Raw genomic sequence first — 19,980 nt, forward strand, 5'->3', positions numbered from 1 at the left:
TAAAGTGATTTACCCTATTCGTTTGAAGAACAGTTTAAGTTGAGTAGAACCAACTCTCGAAGCGCTACAGAGAACTTAGCGAACTCATGAACTGAGCCGACTTTGAACTCGTTCAAGATGCTTTCCCAACGATGGAGTGACAGCTCATTCGTTGTCATCCAATCTTCTAGCGCTTGCATCACATCTAGATCTTCTGTTGAGCAACCACAAGTTAGAACTTGAGCTGTCAATTGACGTTGTTGCCAATCAAGATCTTCACGGAACGCCGCACGAGCAAGAGCTTGCCAGTTGTTGTCTACCGCTTGACCATTGATTTGTTTCAAGAACCAGTGAAGTGATAGACGGTCACCTAAGTTGAAGTAAAGCTTCGAAGCTTGCTCAACGGTTTTACCTGTTTCACTTGCCACTGCTGAGATATCCAGTGCTGACTGCAGGCTAGAAAGACGAGCCACATGATGAGCCAGCTTTTCTTCTACTCCACGCTCAATCCATTTCTGAGCAAGTTCGTTATGCTCTTCGACTTCTGATGCAACTAGCATGGTGTCCAGCGTTTCAGTAATAGTGTGAACATCGTCTTTATATAGTGCAACGAGCTCAGTTACTGTGCTCTTACCGCTACGGTTACGTAATAACCAGCGAGAAATACGGCGTAATGCGCGACGTACGTAGAACATAATCTCATATTGAGATTCTGCGGTTGCAACATTATCTAGTGCACGAGTTTGCTTGAGAATACCCTCCAGTTCAAAGATTTCACGGGTTGCACTATAAGCATTTGCGATATCAACCACGCTCGCGCCCGTTTCTTCTTGAAGACGAGTCACGAAGTTACAGCCCATTTCATTAACCATTTGGTTTGCCAGCGCTGTTGCGATGATTTCAGCACGCAGTGGATGGTTTACCATTTGATCTTTGTAGTTACGGCGTAACTCACTTGGGAAGTAAGCAACTAATTGTTTTCCATGGAATTCGTCATTTGCAATTTCGTCAGCGACCAATTGCTCTTTCAGAACCATCTTACCGTACGCTACCAGAACCGAAAGCTCAGGACGTGTAAGGCCAAGACCTTGTTTTTCGCGCTCAATGAGCGTTTCGTCATCTGGAATGTACTCAAGAGCACGATCCAAGTACCCTGCCTTCTCCATTGTATGGATAAAGCGGATTTGCTCTTTAACGATGCCAACGCCTTGTTGTTCAGTCACAGAAATCGACTCAGACTGGCGATATGCATCGTCCAATACGATCTCACCCACTTCGTCTTCCATCGATTCAAGAATTTGGTTGCGTTGTTTAACCGTTAGATCGCCATTCGATACAAGACCGTTCAAGAAGATCTTGATGTTTACTTCATTGTCCGAGCAATCTACGCCACCAACATTATCTACAAAGTCCGTATTTACACGACCGCCTGTGGTTGCGTATTCGATACGACCCAACTGAGTCATACCCAAGTTACCGCCTTCACCAACGACTTTCGCTTTTAAGTCACGTCCATCGATACGGAGTACGTCGTTTGCACGGTCGCCAACGTCAGTGTGTGTCTCGCTAGAAGCTTTAACATACGTACCGATACCACCATTCCAAAGTAGATCCACTTCCATTTGCAGGATCATCTTAATCAGATCATTTGGTGCTAAAGACGCTTTCTTCGTGCCCAACATTTTTTGGATTTCTGGCGTAAGTTGGATCGATTTAGAGCGACGAGAGAAGATACCACCACCCTGTGAGATCAACTCCGCATTGTAATCTTCCCAGCTTGATCGTGGCAGATTGAATAAGCGATTACGCTCTACCCAGCTGGTGGCTGAATCTGGATTTGGATCAATGAAGATGTGCATGTGGTTAAACGCAGCTTGCAGACGAATATGCTTAGATAGCAGCATACCGTTACCAAATACGTCGCCTGCCATATCACCAACACCAATTGCCGTGAAGTCAGTGGTTTGACAGTTGATGCCCATTTCACGGAAGTGGCGCTTCACCGATTCCCAACCACCTTTCGCTGTGATACCCATTGCTTTGTGGTCGTAACCGTTAGAACCGCCTGACGCAAACGCATCACCTAGCCAGAAGTTGTACTCGTCCGATACAGAGTTCGCCAAATCAGAGAACGTCGCTGTACCTTTATCGGCTGCAACAACCAAGTATGGGTCGTCTTCATCGTGACGTACGACACTCTTCGGTGGAATAACTTCACCTTCGATGATGTTATCGGAAACATCAAGAAGCGCGCGAATGAAGCGTTTGTAACAACGCTGACCTTCAGCAAAGATGTCATCACGGTTAGTTAGAGTGTGCTGACGTTTACATACGAAGCCACCTTTTGCACCCACAGGGACAATAACCGTGTTCTTAACTTGCTGTGCTTTAACCAGTCCAAGAATCTCCGTACGGAAGTCTTCTTGACGGTCTGACCAACGCAAACCACCACGTGCGACTTTACCGCCTCGTAGATGCACACCTTCGATATCCGGTGCGTACACGAAGATTTCAAATGCAGGTACAGGTTGAGGAATATCTGGGATTTCGCTTGGCTTCATCTTCAATGATAACCAAGGTTTTGGCTGCTTATCTTCGTCCAACTGGTAGTAGTTAGTACGAAGCGTTGCTGTGATCATTTCCATGTAGCGACGGATAATACGATCATCATCCAAGCTTTCCACACGATCCAATTCTTCAGTAATCTTCTTAATGAGATCGTTCTGACCTTTCTCACTGCCCTTATGTTTTGGATCGAATCGCTTAGCAAACAGGTTAACGAGACCCGTAGCTAAATCCGGGTAATGGCTCAGGGTATCTTCGATATATTGTTGACTGAATGGGAAGCCAACTTGGCGCATGTAACGCGCGTATGCACGAAGGATTGAGATTTCACGACCAGATAGTGAAGCGCCTAGTACCAAACGGTTGAAGCCATCACTTTCTAAGTTACCTGCCCAAATCGCTGCAAATGCTTGTTGGAAACGATCTCGAGCTTCACGAAGATCAACGGTCTTGTCGCTCTTATGCAGCATTGAGAAGTCCAAGATCCAAAACGTTTGGCCGTTGTTCGTTTCGATCTCATATGGTGATTCGCCGATCACGCGTAAGCCTAGGTTTTCCAACATTGGCATCACGTCAGATAGGTGAATTGGCTCGTCGCGGTGGTATAGTTTTAAACGGACCGCTTTCGATTCTGCCGCTTCTTCTTGTGGACGGTAGAACAACATTCCAAGCTTGTTATCATCGCTTAACGCTTCTAAGCGTTCGATGTCTGCAACCGCAGAACCTGGCATCATGTCTTCTTTATATGAACGTGGGAATGCGCTCATGTACTCTTTAGAAAGTGGAAGACCTTTACTCTCACCAAAGTTTGCAATGATGGATTCTTTTAGGCGGTCATCCCATGAAGTCGATACTTCCATTAAGTTCTGCTCAATCTTTTTCACGTCTACATCAATGTTGTTATTTTCTACACGAACAATGTAATGGGTTCTCGCCAGCGGGCTTTCTGAGAAGAAGGTTGTGAATTCAACTTCTTGCTCGCAGCCGAAGTACTGCTTAAGAATGCGTTGCGTTTGACGACGAAGCTCGGTGTTGTAACGATCTTTTGTCACGTAAACCATGCAGCTGAAGAATCGACCAAATGGGTCTTTACGAACAAATAGACGCAACAAGTCACGATCTTGCATTTGCACGACGCCCATCCCCACTTCTAATAGCTCTTCTTCACGAGCTTGAAGGAGCTCATCACGTGGGTAGTTTTCTAGAATGTTGTGCAGGGCTTTGTAAGAGTACGAGCCGTTACGGTAGCCACTCGCTTCTAGAATACGATCCACTTTTTCGCGGATCAGAGGAATACTTTGTACGGCTTGGTTATATACAGCAGAAGTGTAAAGACCTGTGAAACGATGCTCACCAATCACTTTGCCGTTCTTATCGAATTTCTTAACGCCAATATAGTCAGTGTAAGCTGGGCGGTGAATACGAGAGGCCTGATTGCCCTTAGTGATGATCAGCGCGTAAGGTTTTTTCGCTTCAAGGCGCGCAGAGTCTGACAGTTCAGAAAGCTTGATGCTTCGAACACGACTGTCATCAGCAAACATGCCAAGGCCTTTCTCTTTCACCGGCTGGAGTTCAGTGTCACCATTGACACTAACAAGATCATATTCCTTATACCCCATGAAGGTGAAGTTATGATCCCCTAACCAGCGTAGGTATTCGATCGTTTCATCTAAACGATCTGTTTTCATTGAAACACGATCTTTATTCTTCTCAAGATCGTTGGTAACGATCTTAAGTTTTTCAACCATTTGCTTCCAGTCATCAACGACTAAGCGCGTGTCTGATAAGATAGTTAGCAGTTCATTTTTCAACGCTTGCATTTCATCTTTACTGGTTAAACGGTCTACTTCGATGTGGAATAGAGATTGAAGAACGCCGCCCTCGCCATTTACGTCCGTCACTTGCCCTTTCTTATCGCGTTCCAACTGCGTTGGGTTGTTGAGCATCAAGTGAGAAACAAGATCGAGTCGCGTTAGCGCCATCTTGATGGAATCCACCAAAAACGGGCTATCCGGTACAACAATTTCAACAATAGTGTGAGTTGATTGCCAACCTTGGCGGCTGACAGTCGGGTTGAATACCCTGACAGAAATATCTTCTGGTTTCTTTTCATTGACGTGGTGCCACAGGCTAACAACAGCACCATAAAGGTCGGATTCGTTTCGCTGAATTAAGTCATCATCAGCAATGTTACTAAATAAGTGTTGAGCAAGTTTAGTTACAAGCGGTTGGTGAGAAAGCTCGAGTTTGTCTTGAATTAGTTGGTATACCTTTTCAAGCAGAACCGGCACTACATTTTCACGCGCGGTCATATTCACACTCCACATTAGAATTGTTGTTTTGTAGGGGGACTTAACTTCGGGTTTTAGCCTCGAAATTAAGCATAGGTAATGCATGCGCTTATTGTAAAAGCATAATTACAAATGTTTAACAAAAAATAGCAGTGGTAGGAGGTGAAATGTTTGATTATGTGACTAAGATTCCTGTTTAACTCACTAGGAATATCGGGCATCACAGAGTTTCTAACTTTAGAAACTTATTATTTTGGTCAGTTGTGAGTCTAAAACGACCTCTAACGCCTAATTGCGTAAGAAAAGGTCGAAATTTTGATGCATCTAGTTGCACTCTTAAGCCGTTGTCAGTAATGACCTGTACAGAGCTTGCTATGCCAGAATAGTGTGAAAGAAATGTTTGATATGGGATGTTGAGAGAGAAGTAATACTGGTTCATGAGAATGGTTTGTTATCAGAGCAAAAAACTAGGGTGATCGTACTGACCACCCTATTCTTTTGTTGTTTATTCGTCTAGTGCTTTAGTCACTTTTTCGAATAGGTCTTTCGCTAGGTTGTCCATCGCTTTAAGCTTTTCAAGCTCAGCGCGAATAAGCGCTTGGCGACCTTCATCGTATTTACGGAACTTCAATAGAGGATCGATCAGACGAGATGCCACTTGTGGGTTGGTATCGTTCAACTGACGAAGGATCTCACCAGCAAACTGGTAACCAGAACCAGACTTATCATGGAATTGCACTGGGTTTGCGTTTAAGAAAGAACCAATCAAGCTACGTGTACGGTTCGGGTTCTTCAAGCTAAACGCTTCGTGGCTCATGGTTTCTTTCACTTTCTCAAGTGCGTTTTCTACTGGGTTGCTGCCCTGAAGAACAAACCATTTGTCCATAACCAGACCATCATGCTTCCACTTGTCGCTGTAATCCGCCATTAGCGCTTCACGACATTCAAGCTGTGCACTGTTTGCTGCACTCATGGCCGCGATCGTGTCCGTCATATTGTTTGATGACTCGTATTGCGCTTTCGCTAGCTCGTTACCCTTTTCAGTGTGAGCTAGGAACTGCAGACATTGGTTACGCAAAGCTCGTTTACCAATTGCATCGTGAGCAATGCTGTACTCTGCTTGGTTCAATGCATGATAAGTAGCACTCAGCTCATCTTCTAGCTCTTTAGAAAGTGACACTGTAATGCTATTCAGTACCGTATCTACCGCATCAATATCAATCTGCTTGTACCAACCAGTGATTTCGTTGATGGAAGGCAGAGAAAGCACTTGAGCAATAAACGCAGGTTCAAGATTTGCATCAAGCAGGACACCGCGGAATGCATCAATCAAGTCTTCAGACAGCTTAACCTCTCCACCCGCTTGAACATTAGTGACGTTTTGACGAATGTATTTCGCTAATAGCATTTGGCTAGCGTCCCAACGAGCAAAATCGTTCGTTGCGTGCTTCATCAAGAAAATCAGTTCATCATCACTGTAATCGTATTCCAATTTAACTGGTGCAGAGAACTCACGAAGCAATGATGGCACTGGTTGTTCTGCGACGTTTTCGAATACAAAAGTCTGCTTGTCTTGTTTCACGTCTAGGACGTTGTGTACCGATTCACCGTTTATAACCAGGGGAATCACGTCACCGTTTTGTGCGTATAGCTCAATATCAAATGGAATATGTAGCGCTTGTTTTTCTGCTTGGTCGTGCGTTGCTTCAGTAAATTGCTCAACCGTTAGTGCGTAAGTTTTTGTTTCCGCATTGTATTCACTGTTTACACGAAGTGTTGGCGTACCAGACTGGCTGTACCATAAGCGGAACTGCTTAAGGTCAACGCCCGTTGCGTCTTCCATCGCAGAAACGAAATCTTCACACGTTGCCGCGGTGCCATCATGACGCTCGAAGTAAAGCTTCATGCCTTTTTGGAAGCCTTCTTCGCCAAGTAGCGTGTGGTACATACGGATAATTTCGCTGCCCTTTTCGTACACAGTTAGCGTGTAGAAGTTATTCATCTCAATAACTTTATCCGGACGAATTGGATGCGACATAGGGCTTGCGTCTTCCGCGAACTGAGGACCACGAATAGTACGAACGTTGTCGATGCGGTTTACTGCACGCGAACCCAAATCAGATGAGAATTCTTGATCGCGGAATACCGTTAGGCCTTCTTTTAAACTCAGTTGGAACCAGTCACGACAAGTCACACGGTTACCCGTCCAGTTGTGGAAGTACTCGTGACCGATTACCGCTTCAATACCAAGGTATTCGCGGTCAGTCGCAGTTTTTTCATTCGCAAGGACAAACTTCGAGTTGAAGATGTTTAGACCTTTGTTCTCCATCGCGCCCATGTTGAAGAAATCTACAGCCACGATCATGTAAACATCTAGGTCGTATTCAAGACCAAAGCGGTCTTCGTCCCACTTCATAGAGTTGATAAGTGAGGTCATTGCATGACCCGCACGATCGAGGTTACCTTTGTCGACAAAGATTTCTAGGTCAACTTCACGGCCAGATGTTGTTGTGTATTTATCGCTTAGAACATCAAAATCACCGGCTACCAACGCAAACAGGTAAGCTGGTTTTGGGTGCGGATCTTGCCATTGCACCCAATGACGTCCATTTTCTGCTTCGCCTTCAGCGATACGGTTACCATTACTTAGTAGGTATGGGTAAACGGCTTTGTCTGCAATTACTTTTGTTGTGTATTTTGCAAGAACGTCTGGGCGGTCTAAGTAATAAGTGATGCGGCGGAAGCCTTCTGCTTCACATTGTGTACAGAATGCACCACCTGATTTGTATAAACCTTCAAGGGCAGTATTTGCTTCTGGGTCAATCTTAGTAACGATTTCTAATGCAAATTCAGCAGGGAGATCCGTAAGAACTAAAGAAGTTTCTTTGACTTCATGATGAGACCAATCTTCACCATTTACTTTTACGGAGCGTAGCTCTAGCCCTTCACCGTCGAGTTCCAATGTGGTTGATTCACCCTTTTGAACTACTTTTGATACTGCTGTAACGATCGTGTCGTTGTCATAAAGATCAAACGTCAAATCAATATCAGTAATGTGATGAGATGGCGCCTTATAATCTTTGCGATATTTCGCTTGGGGAGCTTGAGACATGTCCATAAATCCTTGTATATAGAACCACAAAAATACCAGGACTAGAGGCTCAAACACCTCTTACTGGTATCACGATATAAGCTATTTGTAGGGGTTGTGGTATCAGAATACAAGTCTTTCTATAAAAAAACGGAGCTTTTAGTGGCTTAGCTCCGCTTTCTGTTTAACATTTAATCAACATCAGAATATTTCACTATTAATAAACCTGCGTGAAATAATGGTGATGAATCATTTATGGCGTCACTCGATTGAGTACCGCGTACATATCACCATTAGAATCTTCAATAGTGAGTTCATTTTGGTTTAATGTATAGCGTGTTCCGTGTTCACCATTCTCATACAAAAGAACCAAATGCTCGCCTTCGGTATAGAAAACACCTTGCTTAACTGACTCCTCACCTTTTTCATTCGATACTCTGAACATGAACACAAAGTCTGGCTGGAGGATTAAGTCCATCTGATTGATGTTGTTAGCAAGCATGCCATCGCCGCCAACCTGAGAACTGGACCAAATACCAGCAAGTGCATCCGAAAGTCCTTTGGTAAAGGTCACGCCGTTAAGGTCGAGAGTGTTGTGGTTGTTGCGATATGCATAAATTTGCGGTTCGTCCGTGTTTAACCCTAGGACAATCGTGTCTTCATTTGCATTGTACAACCCTTCCCAATGGTCAATTGAGTAGTCCTTTTTCTGGATATCGATAGAGAACGTATAGTCTGAGCCCAAAGTCAGCTTAATCGCTCGAAAATTCTCAGAAGAATCGTCGGGATTGGGATTCATGAGGTACCAATCCCCGATCAAAAACGGGGTGTCAAAGTGGCTAAGTTCGTCTTCCTTGTTAGTTTCCGCACTAGAAACGCTGAAGCAGCAAACGCTAAGCAAAATAATGAACCATTTCATAACGGTATCCTTATCGTTTTCTTTTAGCTTAGGCTCTAGATCTCGTTTTCGCGAAATATTTGATCTACATCACGTAAATTGTTGGTGCAAATTAAGCGTATGAACGACCGAGTTCACTATTCAACACACGTTTTAAACACATAAAAAAAGAGCGAGTCATTATGACTCGCTCATGATTCACAGAATTGTTAGTCGTTCTGACTGAATTTTTAGTTCTTCAGCATATCAACCATAACCGCTACTGATTCATCCAGATAAACATCCGGCGCTTCGTAGTCTTTCGGCACATCGTCTAGTGTCTTGAATGGTTCTTTATCCATTGAAGATTGACGTTCATTAATGCGTTCTAGACGTAGAGCTTCCGCTTTATCTGATTCATCTTCGCGAACTTTCTCGTTAAGAGACAACAAGTTATCGTCTTTCTCTTTACGGTACTTCTCGATATCTTCATTGATGAAGCGGAATTCCATTTCATCAGCGATACGTTTGTTATGAAGTTCGGTTAGCTTAGTAACAAGTGCGTCATTGCTTGGGAACGTCTGATATTTTGCTTTATCAATACTATCCCAAGGCAGTGCGTTGTCTTCAACACTCTCGCCCGTTTCGCTTGGTTCAACCGGAGTCGGGTAAGCGATGTCTGGTGCTACACCACGGTTTTGCGTACTACCACCATCAATGCGGTAGAACTTTTGAATCGTGTATTGAACATAGCCAAGCTCTTTATCAAAAAGATCGTAGATATGGTTCAATGAACGGTGCTGCTGAACGGTACCCTTACCGAAAGAGTTTTCACCAAGGATAATCGCACGGTTGTAATCCTGCATTGCCGCCGCAAAAATCTCAGACGCTGAAGCACTGTAGCGATTGATTAATACCGTCAGTGGGCCATCGTAGCTTACTTGACCATCAGTATCCGCATTCACTTTGATACGACCGTAACTATCACGAACTTGAACAACCGGACCTTCTTTAATGAAGAGACCCGTTAGAGCGGTTGCCTCTGTTAGTGCACCACCACCGTTGTTACGTAGATCAACGATGACACCATCAACGTTCTTGGTTTTCAGTTCAGACAGCAGTTTATCTGTATCTTTTGAAAGACCGACATAGAAGCTCGGCACTTCAAGTACACCAATCTTCTTACCGTCTTTTTCGATGATTTCAGATTTAACCGCGCGGTCTTCTAAGCGAACTTTGTCACGGACAATTGTGACAACGTAACTCTTCGCATCTTTGCCCTCAGGCAAGACTTGCAGGTTCACTTTCGTTCCCTTAGGGCCTTTAATTAGCTGAACCACATCATCAAGACGCCAACCGATGACATCAACAACTTCTTCGCCATCTTGTCCAACACCAATAATGCGGTCACCCTCTCCTAGCTGCTTGCTCTTAGATGCAGGGCCACCCGCGACCAAAGAACGGATCACTGTGTAGTCATCAGTCATTTGAAGCACGGCACCAATACCTTCAAGAGAAAGGTTCATCTCTGATTGGAATTGTTCGGCATTTCGAGGAGATAAGTAGCTAGTGTGCGGATCAACTTCACGAGCGAAAGCATTCATGTAAAGTTGGAAAGCGTCTTCGTTGCGAGTTTGCGTGATACGTTTCATCGCGTTGTTGTAACGCTTCTCTAAAACCTCTTTAATTTCTGGCCACTCTTTGCCAGTCATTTTAAGGTTAAGAGCATCGTACTTAACGCGTTTACGCCATAATTCGTTTAACTCTGCTTCGTCTTTTGGCCATGCAGCCTCAGAACGATCTAATTCAATAAATTCATCAGTATCAAACTTGATTTCTTTATCGAGTAGAGTCAACGCGTAAGCAAAACGGTCAAAACGCTTCTGCATCGAAAGGTTATAAACATCAAAAGCAATCTTGTTGTTACCAGCTTTAAGCTGATCATCAAGGCTGATTGACCAATCTTTGAAAGAGTCGATATCGGCTTGAGTAAAAATATTTCTATTGTAATCAAGCATTTCTACGTAGCGTTCAAAGATCGCTTTGGAGAAATCATCGTTAAGATTGAAGTGCTTATAATGAGAGCGGGTAAATCGAGAAGTTACTCGTTTGCTGGCTGTTTCATGCTGAACTTCAGGTGCAAGAACCGGCAAATCATCTTTGTTTAGTTTGGCTTCTAGAGCCTGAGCTGATGCTGCTAGCCAGAAGCTAGCAGCAATCAGTGTCACTTTTGAACGGCAATTCATGCGTAGGAGTATCTCCCTTATGCGCGCAAGTGCTCCGCTTTCACAACCATTTGTAGGCCGTTAGCAAGTTGAACACGTACATCATCCTTATTGACTTCAACAATGGTCGCTGCCATGTTTCCTTTGCCCATGTTCACGTTAACTGCGTTGCCGATTGTGATTTCGTCAGCGTTTAGTGCGCGTGTTTCTACAGGCTTACTTTCTTTTTGTACTTTTGGTTTGTTAGCACGACGAGGCTGTTGTGGCTTCTTAGCCGCAGGTTTTGCTTTCGCCTTACCCTCTTCGCGAGCTTTTTGAGCTTGCTCTTTACGACGAGCTTGAACCTTCGCTTTGCTTTCAGCAAGTGTCGCTTTAGCGTGTTCTACGTGTTCTTCTTCTAGCTCACCACATGGGTTGCCATCTAGGTCAACACGTACTGCACCTGGTTTTACACCGTGTAGGTAACGCCATGATGAAGTGTACTGTCTTAACGCTGCACGAAGCTGAGTTTTGCTTACTTTTTCGTCTTCATTTAGACGTTCCGCAAGATCTTGAAAAATACCAATTTTCAGAGGCTTTGCTTCACCTTCTAAAGTAAAGCACTTAGGGAAACATTCAGCAATGTATGCGATAACTTCTTTGCTGTTTTTTAACTTTTCAGTCATGAGGGTTCCTGGTTTGAGCGGATTTCCGCGAAGCATTAAGAAAAAATATTCTCGTATTATAGTGACATGCCAAGGAAAAACCACACTCGAAGGCGAATTTATGCGTCGTTAGCGTGCGAATTAAGCAGCTTTTCTACTTCAGCCATAAAATAAGTGAGACCTTCTTCATCAATTTCATTGAATCGACCGATATTTGGACTGTCGATATCCAATACTCCAGCCACTTCCCCATTGATAGTAAAAGGAATAACAATTTCTGAGTTACTTGCTGCATCACAAGCAATATGACCTTCAAACTCGTGCACGTCGTATACTCTTTGTACGCTGTTAGTTTGTGCAGCAGTGCCACAGACACCTTTTCCCATTGGAATTCGAACGCAAGCAGGCTTACCTTGGAAAGGACCAAGCACCAACTCATCCCCTTTTGTTAGGTAAAAACCGGCCCAGTTTAGGTTTTCTAGTTCCATAAATAGAAGAGCGCTGATGTTAGAAAGGTTTGCGATGTAGTCTTTTTCTGATTCGATAAGCGCAACTGCTTGCTTGGTAAGTCTTTGGTATTGTTCTATGTTCATATTAACTTCCTACTTTTTATTTAGGCTTCCATTCTTATGGTATGGCGTTACAATGCAGCCCTACTTTTTAATAGGACTTATTCTCAATTACAATGAATCCGAAAAACGACACTATTAGCCGTTCTTGGTTGATAACACAAGTGAAAAAGCACAAGTCCAAGCTGATTCTAGCGAACTTGATAGCTGTACTTGCGACCTTGATTAGTGTTCCAATCCCTCTTCTTATGCCTCTAATGGTAGATGAAGTCTTATTGGACAAACCGGCATCCGGCCTTGCGGCGATGAACTCGGTTTTACCAGAAGCGTGGCATACACCCACGGGTTATATCTTTTTTACTCTGTTCTTGGTTGTGCTGATGAGAGCCGCTAGCCAAGGCCTGAATATTCTTCAAAGTCGTCAATTCACCCTCGTTTCAAAGACCATCACCTTTGAAATGCGCAGTAAGATGATCGACAAGCTTGGACGTATTAGCATTCGACAATACGAAACCAAAGGCAGCGGTGGCATTAACGCACACCTTATCACTGACATCGAGACCATTGATAAATTTATTGGTTCTACATTAGCAAAATTCGTTATCAGCTTTCTAACCGTTATTGGTACGGCAATCGTGCTACTTTGGCTCGATTGGAGGCTCGGTCTTTTTATCCTCTTGGTTAACCCTATTGTCATCTACTTCTCGCGAAAGTTGGGAAGTATGGTTAAGCACCTCAAACGTAAAGAAAACCACTCGTTCGAGATTTTCCAAAACCGCCTAGTCGAAACACTTGACGGCATCTATCAACTGCGTGCAGCTAATAAAGAAAGAGAATTCCTTCAACAACTGAAAGGCAGCGCGGATCAAGTTCGTATCGATGCTGACAAATACGCATGGCAATCAGAAGCCGCTGGACGTGTTTCTTTTCTCCTTTTCTTAATCGGCTTCGAATTGTTTCGCGCTGTCGCAATGTTAATGGTGATGTTCAGCGATCTCACCATTGGTCAAATCTTTGCGGTGTTTGGTTACCTTTGGTTTATGTTGTCTCCTGTTCAAGAGCTTTTGGGCATCCAGTTCTCTTGGTACAGCGCAAAAGCGGCGCTTAAACGCATCAATGACCTACTCGAGTTAGAGGAAGAACATAGACCTGTCTCGAAAGTAAATCCTTTCAAAGAAAATCGAGAAGTTGATGTAAAAATTGAACATATTGATTTTTCATACAACAATGAAAATAAAGTACTGGACGATCTTTCTCTACACATCCCTGCGGGCAAGAAAGTAGCGCTTGTGGGTGCAAGTGGCGGCGGTAAATCGACGCTTATCCAGCTCTTGATCGGGGTTTACCGTCAGAATGCAGGTTCTATCCGTTTTAATGATGAACTGACGGAAGACATCAGTTTCGAAGTGATACGCGACAAGATTGCCGTTGTTTTACAACAACCTATACTATTTAATGACACCTTGAGGCATAATCTCACCCTTGGTGGTGACTTTGATGAAATGTCACTGTGGCGAGCACTAGAAGTTGCACAGCTGCAAGATGTCATTTCTCAACTTAACCATGGTTTGGATACTCAAATTGGTCGCAATGGTATTCGTCTATCTGGCGGTCAGCGTCAGCGCTTAGCGATTGCGCGTATGGTGCTGAGCAACCCACAATTTGTTATCCTCGATGAGGCAACGTCGGCATTAGATACCGCAACCGAAGCGGCATTGCACAAGGCGTTAACTGAATTCTTACGTGGAAGAACCACGCTCATCGTCGCCCACCGTTTATCTGCGGTGAAGCAAGCGGATTTGATTTATGTGCTTGAAGACGGAAGAGTGACGCAAACAGGAACACATGGTGAGCTCGTTGAGCAAGAAGGCTTATATCAAACCTTGTACGGGGGCATTCAGTCCCACGCTTAACCCATTCTTTGTAGAGAGGTCGTTGTGACCTCTCTGTCTAAACACGCCATTCAACCGAGCAGCGTCCGCTTATGCCAAGGTTGCGAACTGCCTGTCGATATCGTCGATTTGCGTAACGGTAAAAATGCATACTGCCCACGTTGTGGCACTCAACTATACCGCGGCGGCAGCCCTAGCCTGTCAGGTAATCTTGCTATTGCAGTAACCTGTATTCTGCTCTTTATTCCTTCGCACTTTTTTAACTTCATCAGTATTCGTCTGTTTGGTGTGATGATTCCGGCAACATTGCCTTCAGGAATGATCACGCTTTTTCAAGAAGGCTTTGTTCTTCTTTCTATTCTTATCCTATTTTGTAGCTCACTCGCCCCACTCATCGTTTGCAGTTCTGTTGTCACGGCCCATTGGTCGCTACACAAACGGTGGTTTAAAGGTTTGCGCGTATCACTTTGGTTGATTCAACATCTTAAGCATTGGGTGATGCTGGATGTCTTTCTTGTGAGCATCGCGATCTCTTGCTTCAAACTCCAAGATTACTCCGATATTTTTGTTGGGCCTGGGTTGATTGGCCTTGTGCTACTGCAAGTTTTTACTGTTTTACTAATATCTCGTATTAGCGTTCGTCGTTATTGGGAAGCTTGGCAACCTGAAACCAGTTATGACTTTGAACACAAAGATGTGCACTGCCATGAATGCCATCTATCGCAGCCTGAGGCTGGAAATTGCCATCGCTGCCACCATGAGCTGTATCATCGCAAACCGAATTCAATCCAAAAGACATGGGCGTACTTAATCGCCGCGACCATTGCAATCTTCCCTGCTAACTTGATTCCGATTTCGATTTTGCTCACCAATGGCAAACGTTTAGAGGACACCATTTTCTCGGGCGTTGCGGGTTTGGTTAAAAATGGCATGTACGGTATCGCGATCATCATTTTTGTTGCCAGTATCGTGGTGCCTGTCGCTAAGATTCTCGGCCTTACTTACATCTTGCTATGTATCAAGTTCAAACGTTCGGTGTATAGAAGACAGCGAATGATGGTTTATTTTGCAGTAAAGTGGATCGGTAAATGGTCCGTGATGGATTTGTTTGTTATTTCTATCATGATGACATTAGTCGATCGTGGACAGATTCTCGACTTTACACCTGGGTATGGCGCAGTAGCGTTCGGTGTCGTAGTCGTACTTACAATGCTCGCGGCGGAGAGCATTGATCCAAGGCTTATTTGGGACCAAGCCCAAACACAATCAGAAAAAGAGTCAATTAATGAGTGATCAGAACAGTTCTCAAACGTCATACGTGCCAGATGTAAAGAGGAGTAAAGGTATATCTCCCCTTTGGCTATTACCGATTTTGACCATGGTATTAGCCGGATGGCTCGTAATGAAATCGATTCATGACGCGGGACAACGTGTGCAAATCTATTTCTCCGATGCAGCAGGTTTAGTCGCAGGACGAACGACCATTCGCTATCAGGGTTTAGAAGTGGGTATGGTGCGAGATATCAACCTATCCGAAGATTTGGGCAGCATTTATGTGGATGCAGACATCTACCCAGAGGCGGCTAAATTGCTTAACGACAAAACGCGCTTTTGGTTGGTTAAGCCCACAGCAAGCTTAACTGGCGTGTCTGGTCTTGATGCACTTGTATCTGGTAACTACATTTCTATTCAGCCAGGCGACGGTAAAAAGTTTGAAACGACCTTCACCGCACTTGAATCAGCGCCTACTGACCTACGTGTGACACAAGGCCTGAACATTAAATTGAAGAGCCGAGACTTGGGTGGCGTTTCGATTGGTTCGCAAATCGTCTACAAAAAGATCCCAATTGGTGAGGTATTCAGCTACCAGCTCAACGAAGATGCGAAATCCATCACCATCCAAGCCAACATCCAAGAGCAATACCAGCACCTGATCAACAGTCACAGTCGTTTTTGGAATGTCAGTGGCATTGGTGCCAACATCGGCTTTGACGGTGTTGATGTTCGTCTTGAAAGCATGAGTGCCCTACTGGGCGGTGCTATTGCGGTAGACTCGCCTGACGATGGCGAGCCAGTAAAAGAGAACACGGAGTTCCGCCTTTATAAAGACCTTAAAACCGCTGGTCGAGGGATCCCAATCAAAATCGCGCTTCCTGATGACAACAAAATTAGCGGCGAAGGCGCGCCCATAATGTATCGCGGCATCGAAGTCGGACAAATCACAGACTTAAATCTTTCTGAAGGTCGTGAAGTCATTTTGGCATCCGCTGCTATTCAACCAGCCTTTAGCGATATGCTGACTTCAGGAACGCGTTTTGTTCTTGAAGAGGCAAAAGTTTCTCTATCTGGCGTCGAAAATATCGCAAACCTTGTTCGCGGCAATTTCTTAACCATTGTTCCGGGTAAAGGTGAACGCGCTCGTCGATTTACTGCTATTCGTCAGAACGTCTTTGACCAGCAACAACAGAAGTCGATTGCAATTCGTCTTGTGTCTGATAACTCCTTCGGTTTGGATAGCGGTGCAAACGTGCTTTATAAAGGCATCGTGGTAGGTTCAATCATTAAAGTCGGCCTGCTTGATGAAGCAAAAGCGCAGGCAGCAAAACATGAAGTGTTTATGGATGTTTTGATTGATAACGAATACAAACACCTGATCAAATCGAATAACCGTTTTTATGTTACTGGTAGCGCTTCTGCAGAACTAACAGAATCAGGTTTGAGTGTTACGGTTCCTCCTGCGAAGCAGCTTCTTACTGGCTCAATTAGCTTTGTTAGCGAAGGGCAAGAGAGTATCCAGAAAGAGTACCAACTGTTCCAAAGCGCTTCGTTGGCAGAATTGGCCCAATATAACCAAACTGGTTCGAAGACATTGAGCCTGTTCGCCACCGAGCTTCCTCCTATTTCCAAAGGTAGCCCTCTGCTCTATCGTAACTTGCCAGTTGGCAGCATCTCTGACTTCAACTTGGTGGACGGCGGTGTTGTTGTCAAAGCAACCATTGAAAATCGTTATGCTCATCTGCTAACCACACAAACGGTATTTTGGAACCGCTCTGGCGTAGAAATAGATGCATCTTTATCTGGCATCAGTGTTAAAGCGCATCCTCTCAAGACGTTAATTAAGGGCGGCATTGCTTTCGATTCTATCCCTGGCATCGAAAATAAAGTTGGCCAACGTTGGAAGCTTTACAACGATCAAAATCAAGCTCGTAAGTTTGGCCGTGTAATAGCGCTGGAAACCGATGGTAGCCAAGAAGTGACCAAAGGTATGCCGATTAAATATCAAGGCGTTAAAGTCGGTGAAGTCACAATGGTGGTGCCGAACTTTCAGCGTGAAATGGTTGAAGTCACCGCCCGCATTCTTCCTGAATATGTCAATAGCATCGCCGTTACCGGGTCACACTTTTGGCTAACAGAGCCTGAGATTGGCCTAGGCGGAGTTAAGAACTTGGGTGCGCTGGTATCAAAATCCATCAGCGTAGAGCCAGGTAAAGGTTCAGCGAAATTTAAGTTTGATTTAGCTAAGAACGAGCAAGCGGAACCAGGCGTATCCTTCACACTACAAAGTGAACAACGTGGCTCCGTCCAAGTTGGTACCCCTATCTTATACCGACAGATGGAGGTAGGCAGCGTAACTAAAGTCAGCTTGGGTGAATTTGCTGATCGCGTCGTTACGAGGATCGAGGTCAAATCTGAGTATGCTTACCTTGTTCGTCAAAACAGTGTGTTCTGGAACGTCTCAGGTGTGGATGTTTCTATTGGCCTAGGTGGCGCGAACATCAAAGCAGGCACATTTGACAGCTTAGTCCGTGGCGGCATTGCTTTCTCGACACCAGAACAATCGCAAATTCCACCAGCGGCAAAAAAAGGTCAATCTTTCTACTTGTACCCTCAAGCTGAAGAAAGTTGGACTCAATGGCGCACTGCAATTCCCAAACCATAGCGCGTTAAGACAACACTAACGTCGTAAAGAGCAGCAAACGCTGCTCTTTTTTATTACTCACTCTTATGTGGCTATTCGTTTCTGACCCGCTTTCGTATATTATTTGCAGCAAATTCTGCAATCGAGATTTCACTTTGCATCCTAATGTTTACATCCCAGAAGCTTTTCTGGAAAAAATCCAAACTATCCTCCCTGCTCACCTCAACATGGAAGACTTTATCGCGTCATGCCAAAAGCCGCTGCGCAAAAGTATTCGTGTTAATACGCTTAAGATTAGCGTAGAGGCGTTTCTCGAACGTGCTGAAGCAAAAGGTTGGAAGCTTTCACCAGTACCTTGGTGTAATACGGGTTTTTGGATCGAAGCGGATGAGTCGGTTGTGCCACTTGGTAATACTGCTGAACACATGTCAGGGCTATTCTACATTCAAGAAGCCAGCTCAATGATGCCAGTATCGGCTTTGTTTATGAATGACGAGTCGTACGATGCCGTTCTTGATACCGCAGCTGCGCCCGGTTCAAAAACGACTCAAATCGCTGCGCTTATGAATAATGAAGGCGTGTTGGTGGCGAACGAATACGCAGCAAGTCGTGTAAAAGTGCTACACGCTAACATTGAACGATGTGGTGTACGTAATGCAGCATTAAGCAACTTCGATGGTCGCGTATTTGGCGGTTGGTTACCGGAACAGTTTGATGCTGTTTTACTCGACGCACCATGTTCAGGGGAAGGCACCGTTCGTAAAGACGAAGATGCAATGAAGAACTGGACTCAATCGTCGGTTGTCGAGATTGCAGATACGCAGAAAGATCTGATTGAAAGTGCTTTCCATGCTCTAAAACCTGGCGGCGTTATGGTTTATTCAACCTGTACGTTGAGTACCGAAGAGAACCAACAGGTTTGCCATCACCTTAAAGAGACATTTGGTGACGCGGTTGAATTCGAAAGCTTAAAAGATCTGTTTGAAAATGCAGAAGCGGCGCTAACTGAAGAAGGCTTCTTGCACATCTTCCCTCAAGTTTATGACTGTGAGGGCTTCTTCGTCGCTCGCATTCGTAAACTTACCGCAGTCGAAGCGCCAAAAGTGAAAAAGCGCATGGGTAAATTCCCATTTTCGAAAGCATCAAACAAAGAGTCAGCGGAGATTGCTAAACAGCTACAAAATACGATGGATATTAAAGTGCCTGAAGACAGCACAGTTTGGATTCGCGAGAAAGATGTTTGGCTTTTCCCTGACGCGCTAGAGCCAATGATTGGTGAACTGCGTTTCTCTCGTATGGGTATCAAAATTGCTGAAGCACACAAGAACGGTTACCGCTGGCAACATCAAGTCGCAACGGCTCTAGCTACCGGCGATGAGAAAAATGCTATTGAGTTAACGATTGAAGAAGCACGCGAGTGGTACATGGGTCGCGATGTTCGCCCACAAAACATTCCAGCAGATATGAAGACAGGTAAAGGCGAAGTGTTCGTTAAGTATGAAGGTGCGATTATTGGTCTTGGGAAATGGGTAAGCAACCGCATTAAAAACGGTCTGCCACGTGAACTTGTGCGTGATAAGAACTTATTTTAGTAGCAAAGTGACACGCTATAAATAAATGAAAAGCCATCGTATTTACGATGGCTTTTTGGTTCTAAAGCATGATTGGAGCTGGGTTCACTAGCGATCCGAGTGCCCTGTACTAAACTGAATGTATCAAAGCATCGCTTTGAAACGGCATTTCTCTCTATGTTTAGCCAGCAATATGTGTTGGTCACAAAGTTTAGCGCAGGCTCTTAAAAGAGCCGTTTCCCCTAGGCCCAAAATAAGGACGAGTTTGGGCCATTTTTTTGGCAGACACTTTCTAAAAGGAAAGTCAAAATGTCATTCACTTAACTCGAACCACCAGCCAAGACTGCCTTTAAGCTT

Annotated in this window: 11 protein-coding genes; 4 read left to right on the forward strand and 7 right to left on the reverse strand. The window is 44.5% G+C overall.

Annotated features, from left to right (window positions below; translation table 11 throughout):
- Positions 1-14: 14 nt before the first annotated feature.
- The 7 genes from KIO97_RS05435 to KIO97_RS05465 form a co-directional block, all read right to left on the reverse strand.
- Positions 15-4,856: an NAD-glutamate dehydrogenase gene (locus KIO97_RS05435; RefSeq protein WP_285381404.1), complete on the reverse strand. Its 4,842-nt coding sequence runs from the start codon at positions 4,854-4,856 to the stop codon at positions 15-17.
- A gap of 199 nt (positions 4,857-5,055) precedes the next feature.
- Positions 5,056-5,274, reverse strand: a complete 219-nt coding sequence (locus tag KIO97_RS05440) for a DUF2835 domain-containing protein (protein WP_005532375.1) — start codon at positions 5,272-5,274, stop codon at positions 5,056-5,058.
- Positions 5,275-5,340: 66 nt separating this feature from the next.
- On the reverse strand, positions 5,341-7,947 hold the full coding sequence (gene pepN, locus KIO97_RS05445; protein WP_285381406.1) for an aminopeptidase N: 2,607 nt from the start codon (positions 7,945-7,947) through the stop codon (positions 5,341-5,343).
- 232 nt (positions 7,948-8,179) lie between these two features.
- Positions 8,180-8,845 (reverse strand): hypothetical protein, encoded by a 666-nt coding sequence (locus KIO97_RS05450; RefSeq protein WP_005426672.1) that lies wholly within the window; start codon positions 8,843-8,845, stop codon positions 8,180-8,182.
- A gap of 209 nt (positions 8,846-9,054) precedes the next feature.
- Positions 9,055-11,049: a carboxy terminal-processing peptidase gene (prc, locus tag KIO97_RS05455; protein WP_045380547.1), complete on the reverse strand. Its 1,995-nt coding sequence runs from the start codon at positions 11,047-11,049 to the stop codon at positions 9,055-9,057.
- A 17-nt stretch (positions 11,050-11,066) separates the two neighbouring features.
- Positions 11,067-11,693: an RNA chaperone ProQ gene (gene proQ, locus KIO97_RS05460; protein ID WP_005446802.1), complete on the reverse strand. Its 627-nt coding sequence runs from the start codon at positions 11,691-11,693 to the stop codon at positions 11,067-11,069.
- 98 nt (positions 11,694-11,791) lie between these two features.
- On the reverse strand, positions 11,792-12,265 hold the full coding sequence (locus KIO97_RS05465; RefSeq protein WP_047479542.1) for a GAF domain-containing protein: 474 nt from the start codon (positions 12,263-12,265) through the stop codon (positions 11,792-11,794).
- A gap of 92 nt (positions 12,266-12,357) precedes the next feature.
- On the opposite strand from KIO97_RS05465, the gene KIO97_RS05470 reads away from it, so the two are divergent.
- The 4 genes from KIO97_RS05470 to rsmF all read left to right on the forward strand — a co-directional run bounded on the left by KIO97_RS05470 (position 12,358) and on the right by rsmF (position 19,644).
- The gene (locus KIO97_RS05470; protein ID WP_228173946.1) at positions 12,358-14,154 is read left to right on the forward strand and encodes an ABC transporter ATP-binding protein; all 1,797 of its coding nucleotides are present in this window, start codon (positions 12,358-12,360) and stop codon (positions 14,152-14,154) included.
- Between the two features lie 24 nt (positions 14,155-14,178).
- Positions 14,179-15,426, forward strand: a complete 1,248-nt coding sequence (locus KIO97_RS05475; protein WP_228173945.1) for a PqiA/YebS family transporter subunit — start codon at positions 14,179-14,181, stop codon at positions 15,424-15,426.
- Positions 15,419-18,073, forward strand: a complete 2,655-nt coding sequence (locus KIO97_RS05480; protein WP_285381412.1) for an MlaD family protein — start codon at positions 15,419-15,421, stop codon at positions 18,071-18,073. The genes KIO97_RS05475 and KIO97_RS05480 overlap by 8 nt, the downstream gene beginning before the upstream one ends.
- Positions 18,074-18,207: 134 nt before the next feature.
- Positions 18,208-19,644, forward strand: a complete 1,437-nt coding sequence (rsmF, locus tag KIO97_RS05485; protein WP_041853343.1) for a 16S rRNA (cytosine(1407)-C(5))-methyltransferase RsmF — start codon at positions 18,208-18,210, stop codon at positions 19,642-19,644.
- Positions 19,645-19,980 lie beyond the last annotated feature (336 nt).

The organism is Vibrio sp. B181a, from assembly GCF_030248375.1.
In the GTDB taxonomy this organism is placed as follows: domain Bacteria; phylum Pseudomonadota; class Gammaproteobacteria; order Enterobacterales; family Vibrionaceae; genus Vibrio; species Vibrio campbellii.

Coding starts and splice junctions, on each gene's coding strand:
- KIO97_RS05435 (WP_285381404.1), bottom strand. CDS start 4,856: ATGACCGCGCGTGAAAATGTAGTGCCGGTTCTGCTTGAAAAGGTATAC.
- KIO97_RS05440 (WP_005532375.1), bottom strand. CDS start 5,274: ATGAACCAGTATTACTTCTCTCTCAACATCCCATATCAAACATTTCTT.
- pepN (WP_285381406.1), bottom strand. CDS start 7,947: ATGTCTCAAGCTCCCCAAGCGAAATATCGCAAAGATTATAAGGCGCCA.
- KIO97_RS05450 (WP_005426672.1), bottom strand. CDS start 8,845: ATGAAATGGTTCATTATTTTGCTTAGCGTTTGCTGCTTCAGCGTTTCT.
- prc (WP_045380547.1), bottom strand. CDS start 11,049: ATGAATTGCCGTTCAAAAGTGACACTGATTGCTGCTAGCTTCTGGCTA.
- proQ (WP_005446802.1), bottom strand. CDS start 11,693: ATGACTGAAAAGTTAAAAAACAGCAAAGAAGTTATCGCATACATTGCT.
- KIO97_RS05465 (WP_047479542.1), bottom strand. CDS start 12,265: ATGAACATAGAACAATACCAAAGACTTACCAAGCAAGCAGTTGCGCTT.
- KIO97_RS05470 (WP_228173946.1), top strand. CDS start 12,358: ATGAATCCGAAAAACGACACTATTAGCCGTTCTTGGTTGATAACACAA.
- KIO97_RS05480 (WP_285381412.1), top strand. CDS start 15,419: ATGAGTGATCAGAACAGTTCTCAAACGTCATACGTGCCAGATGTAAAG.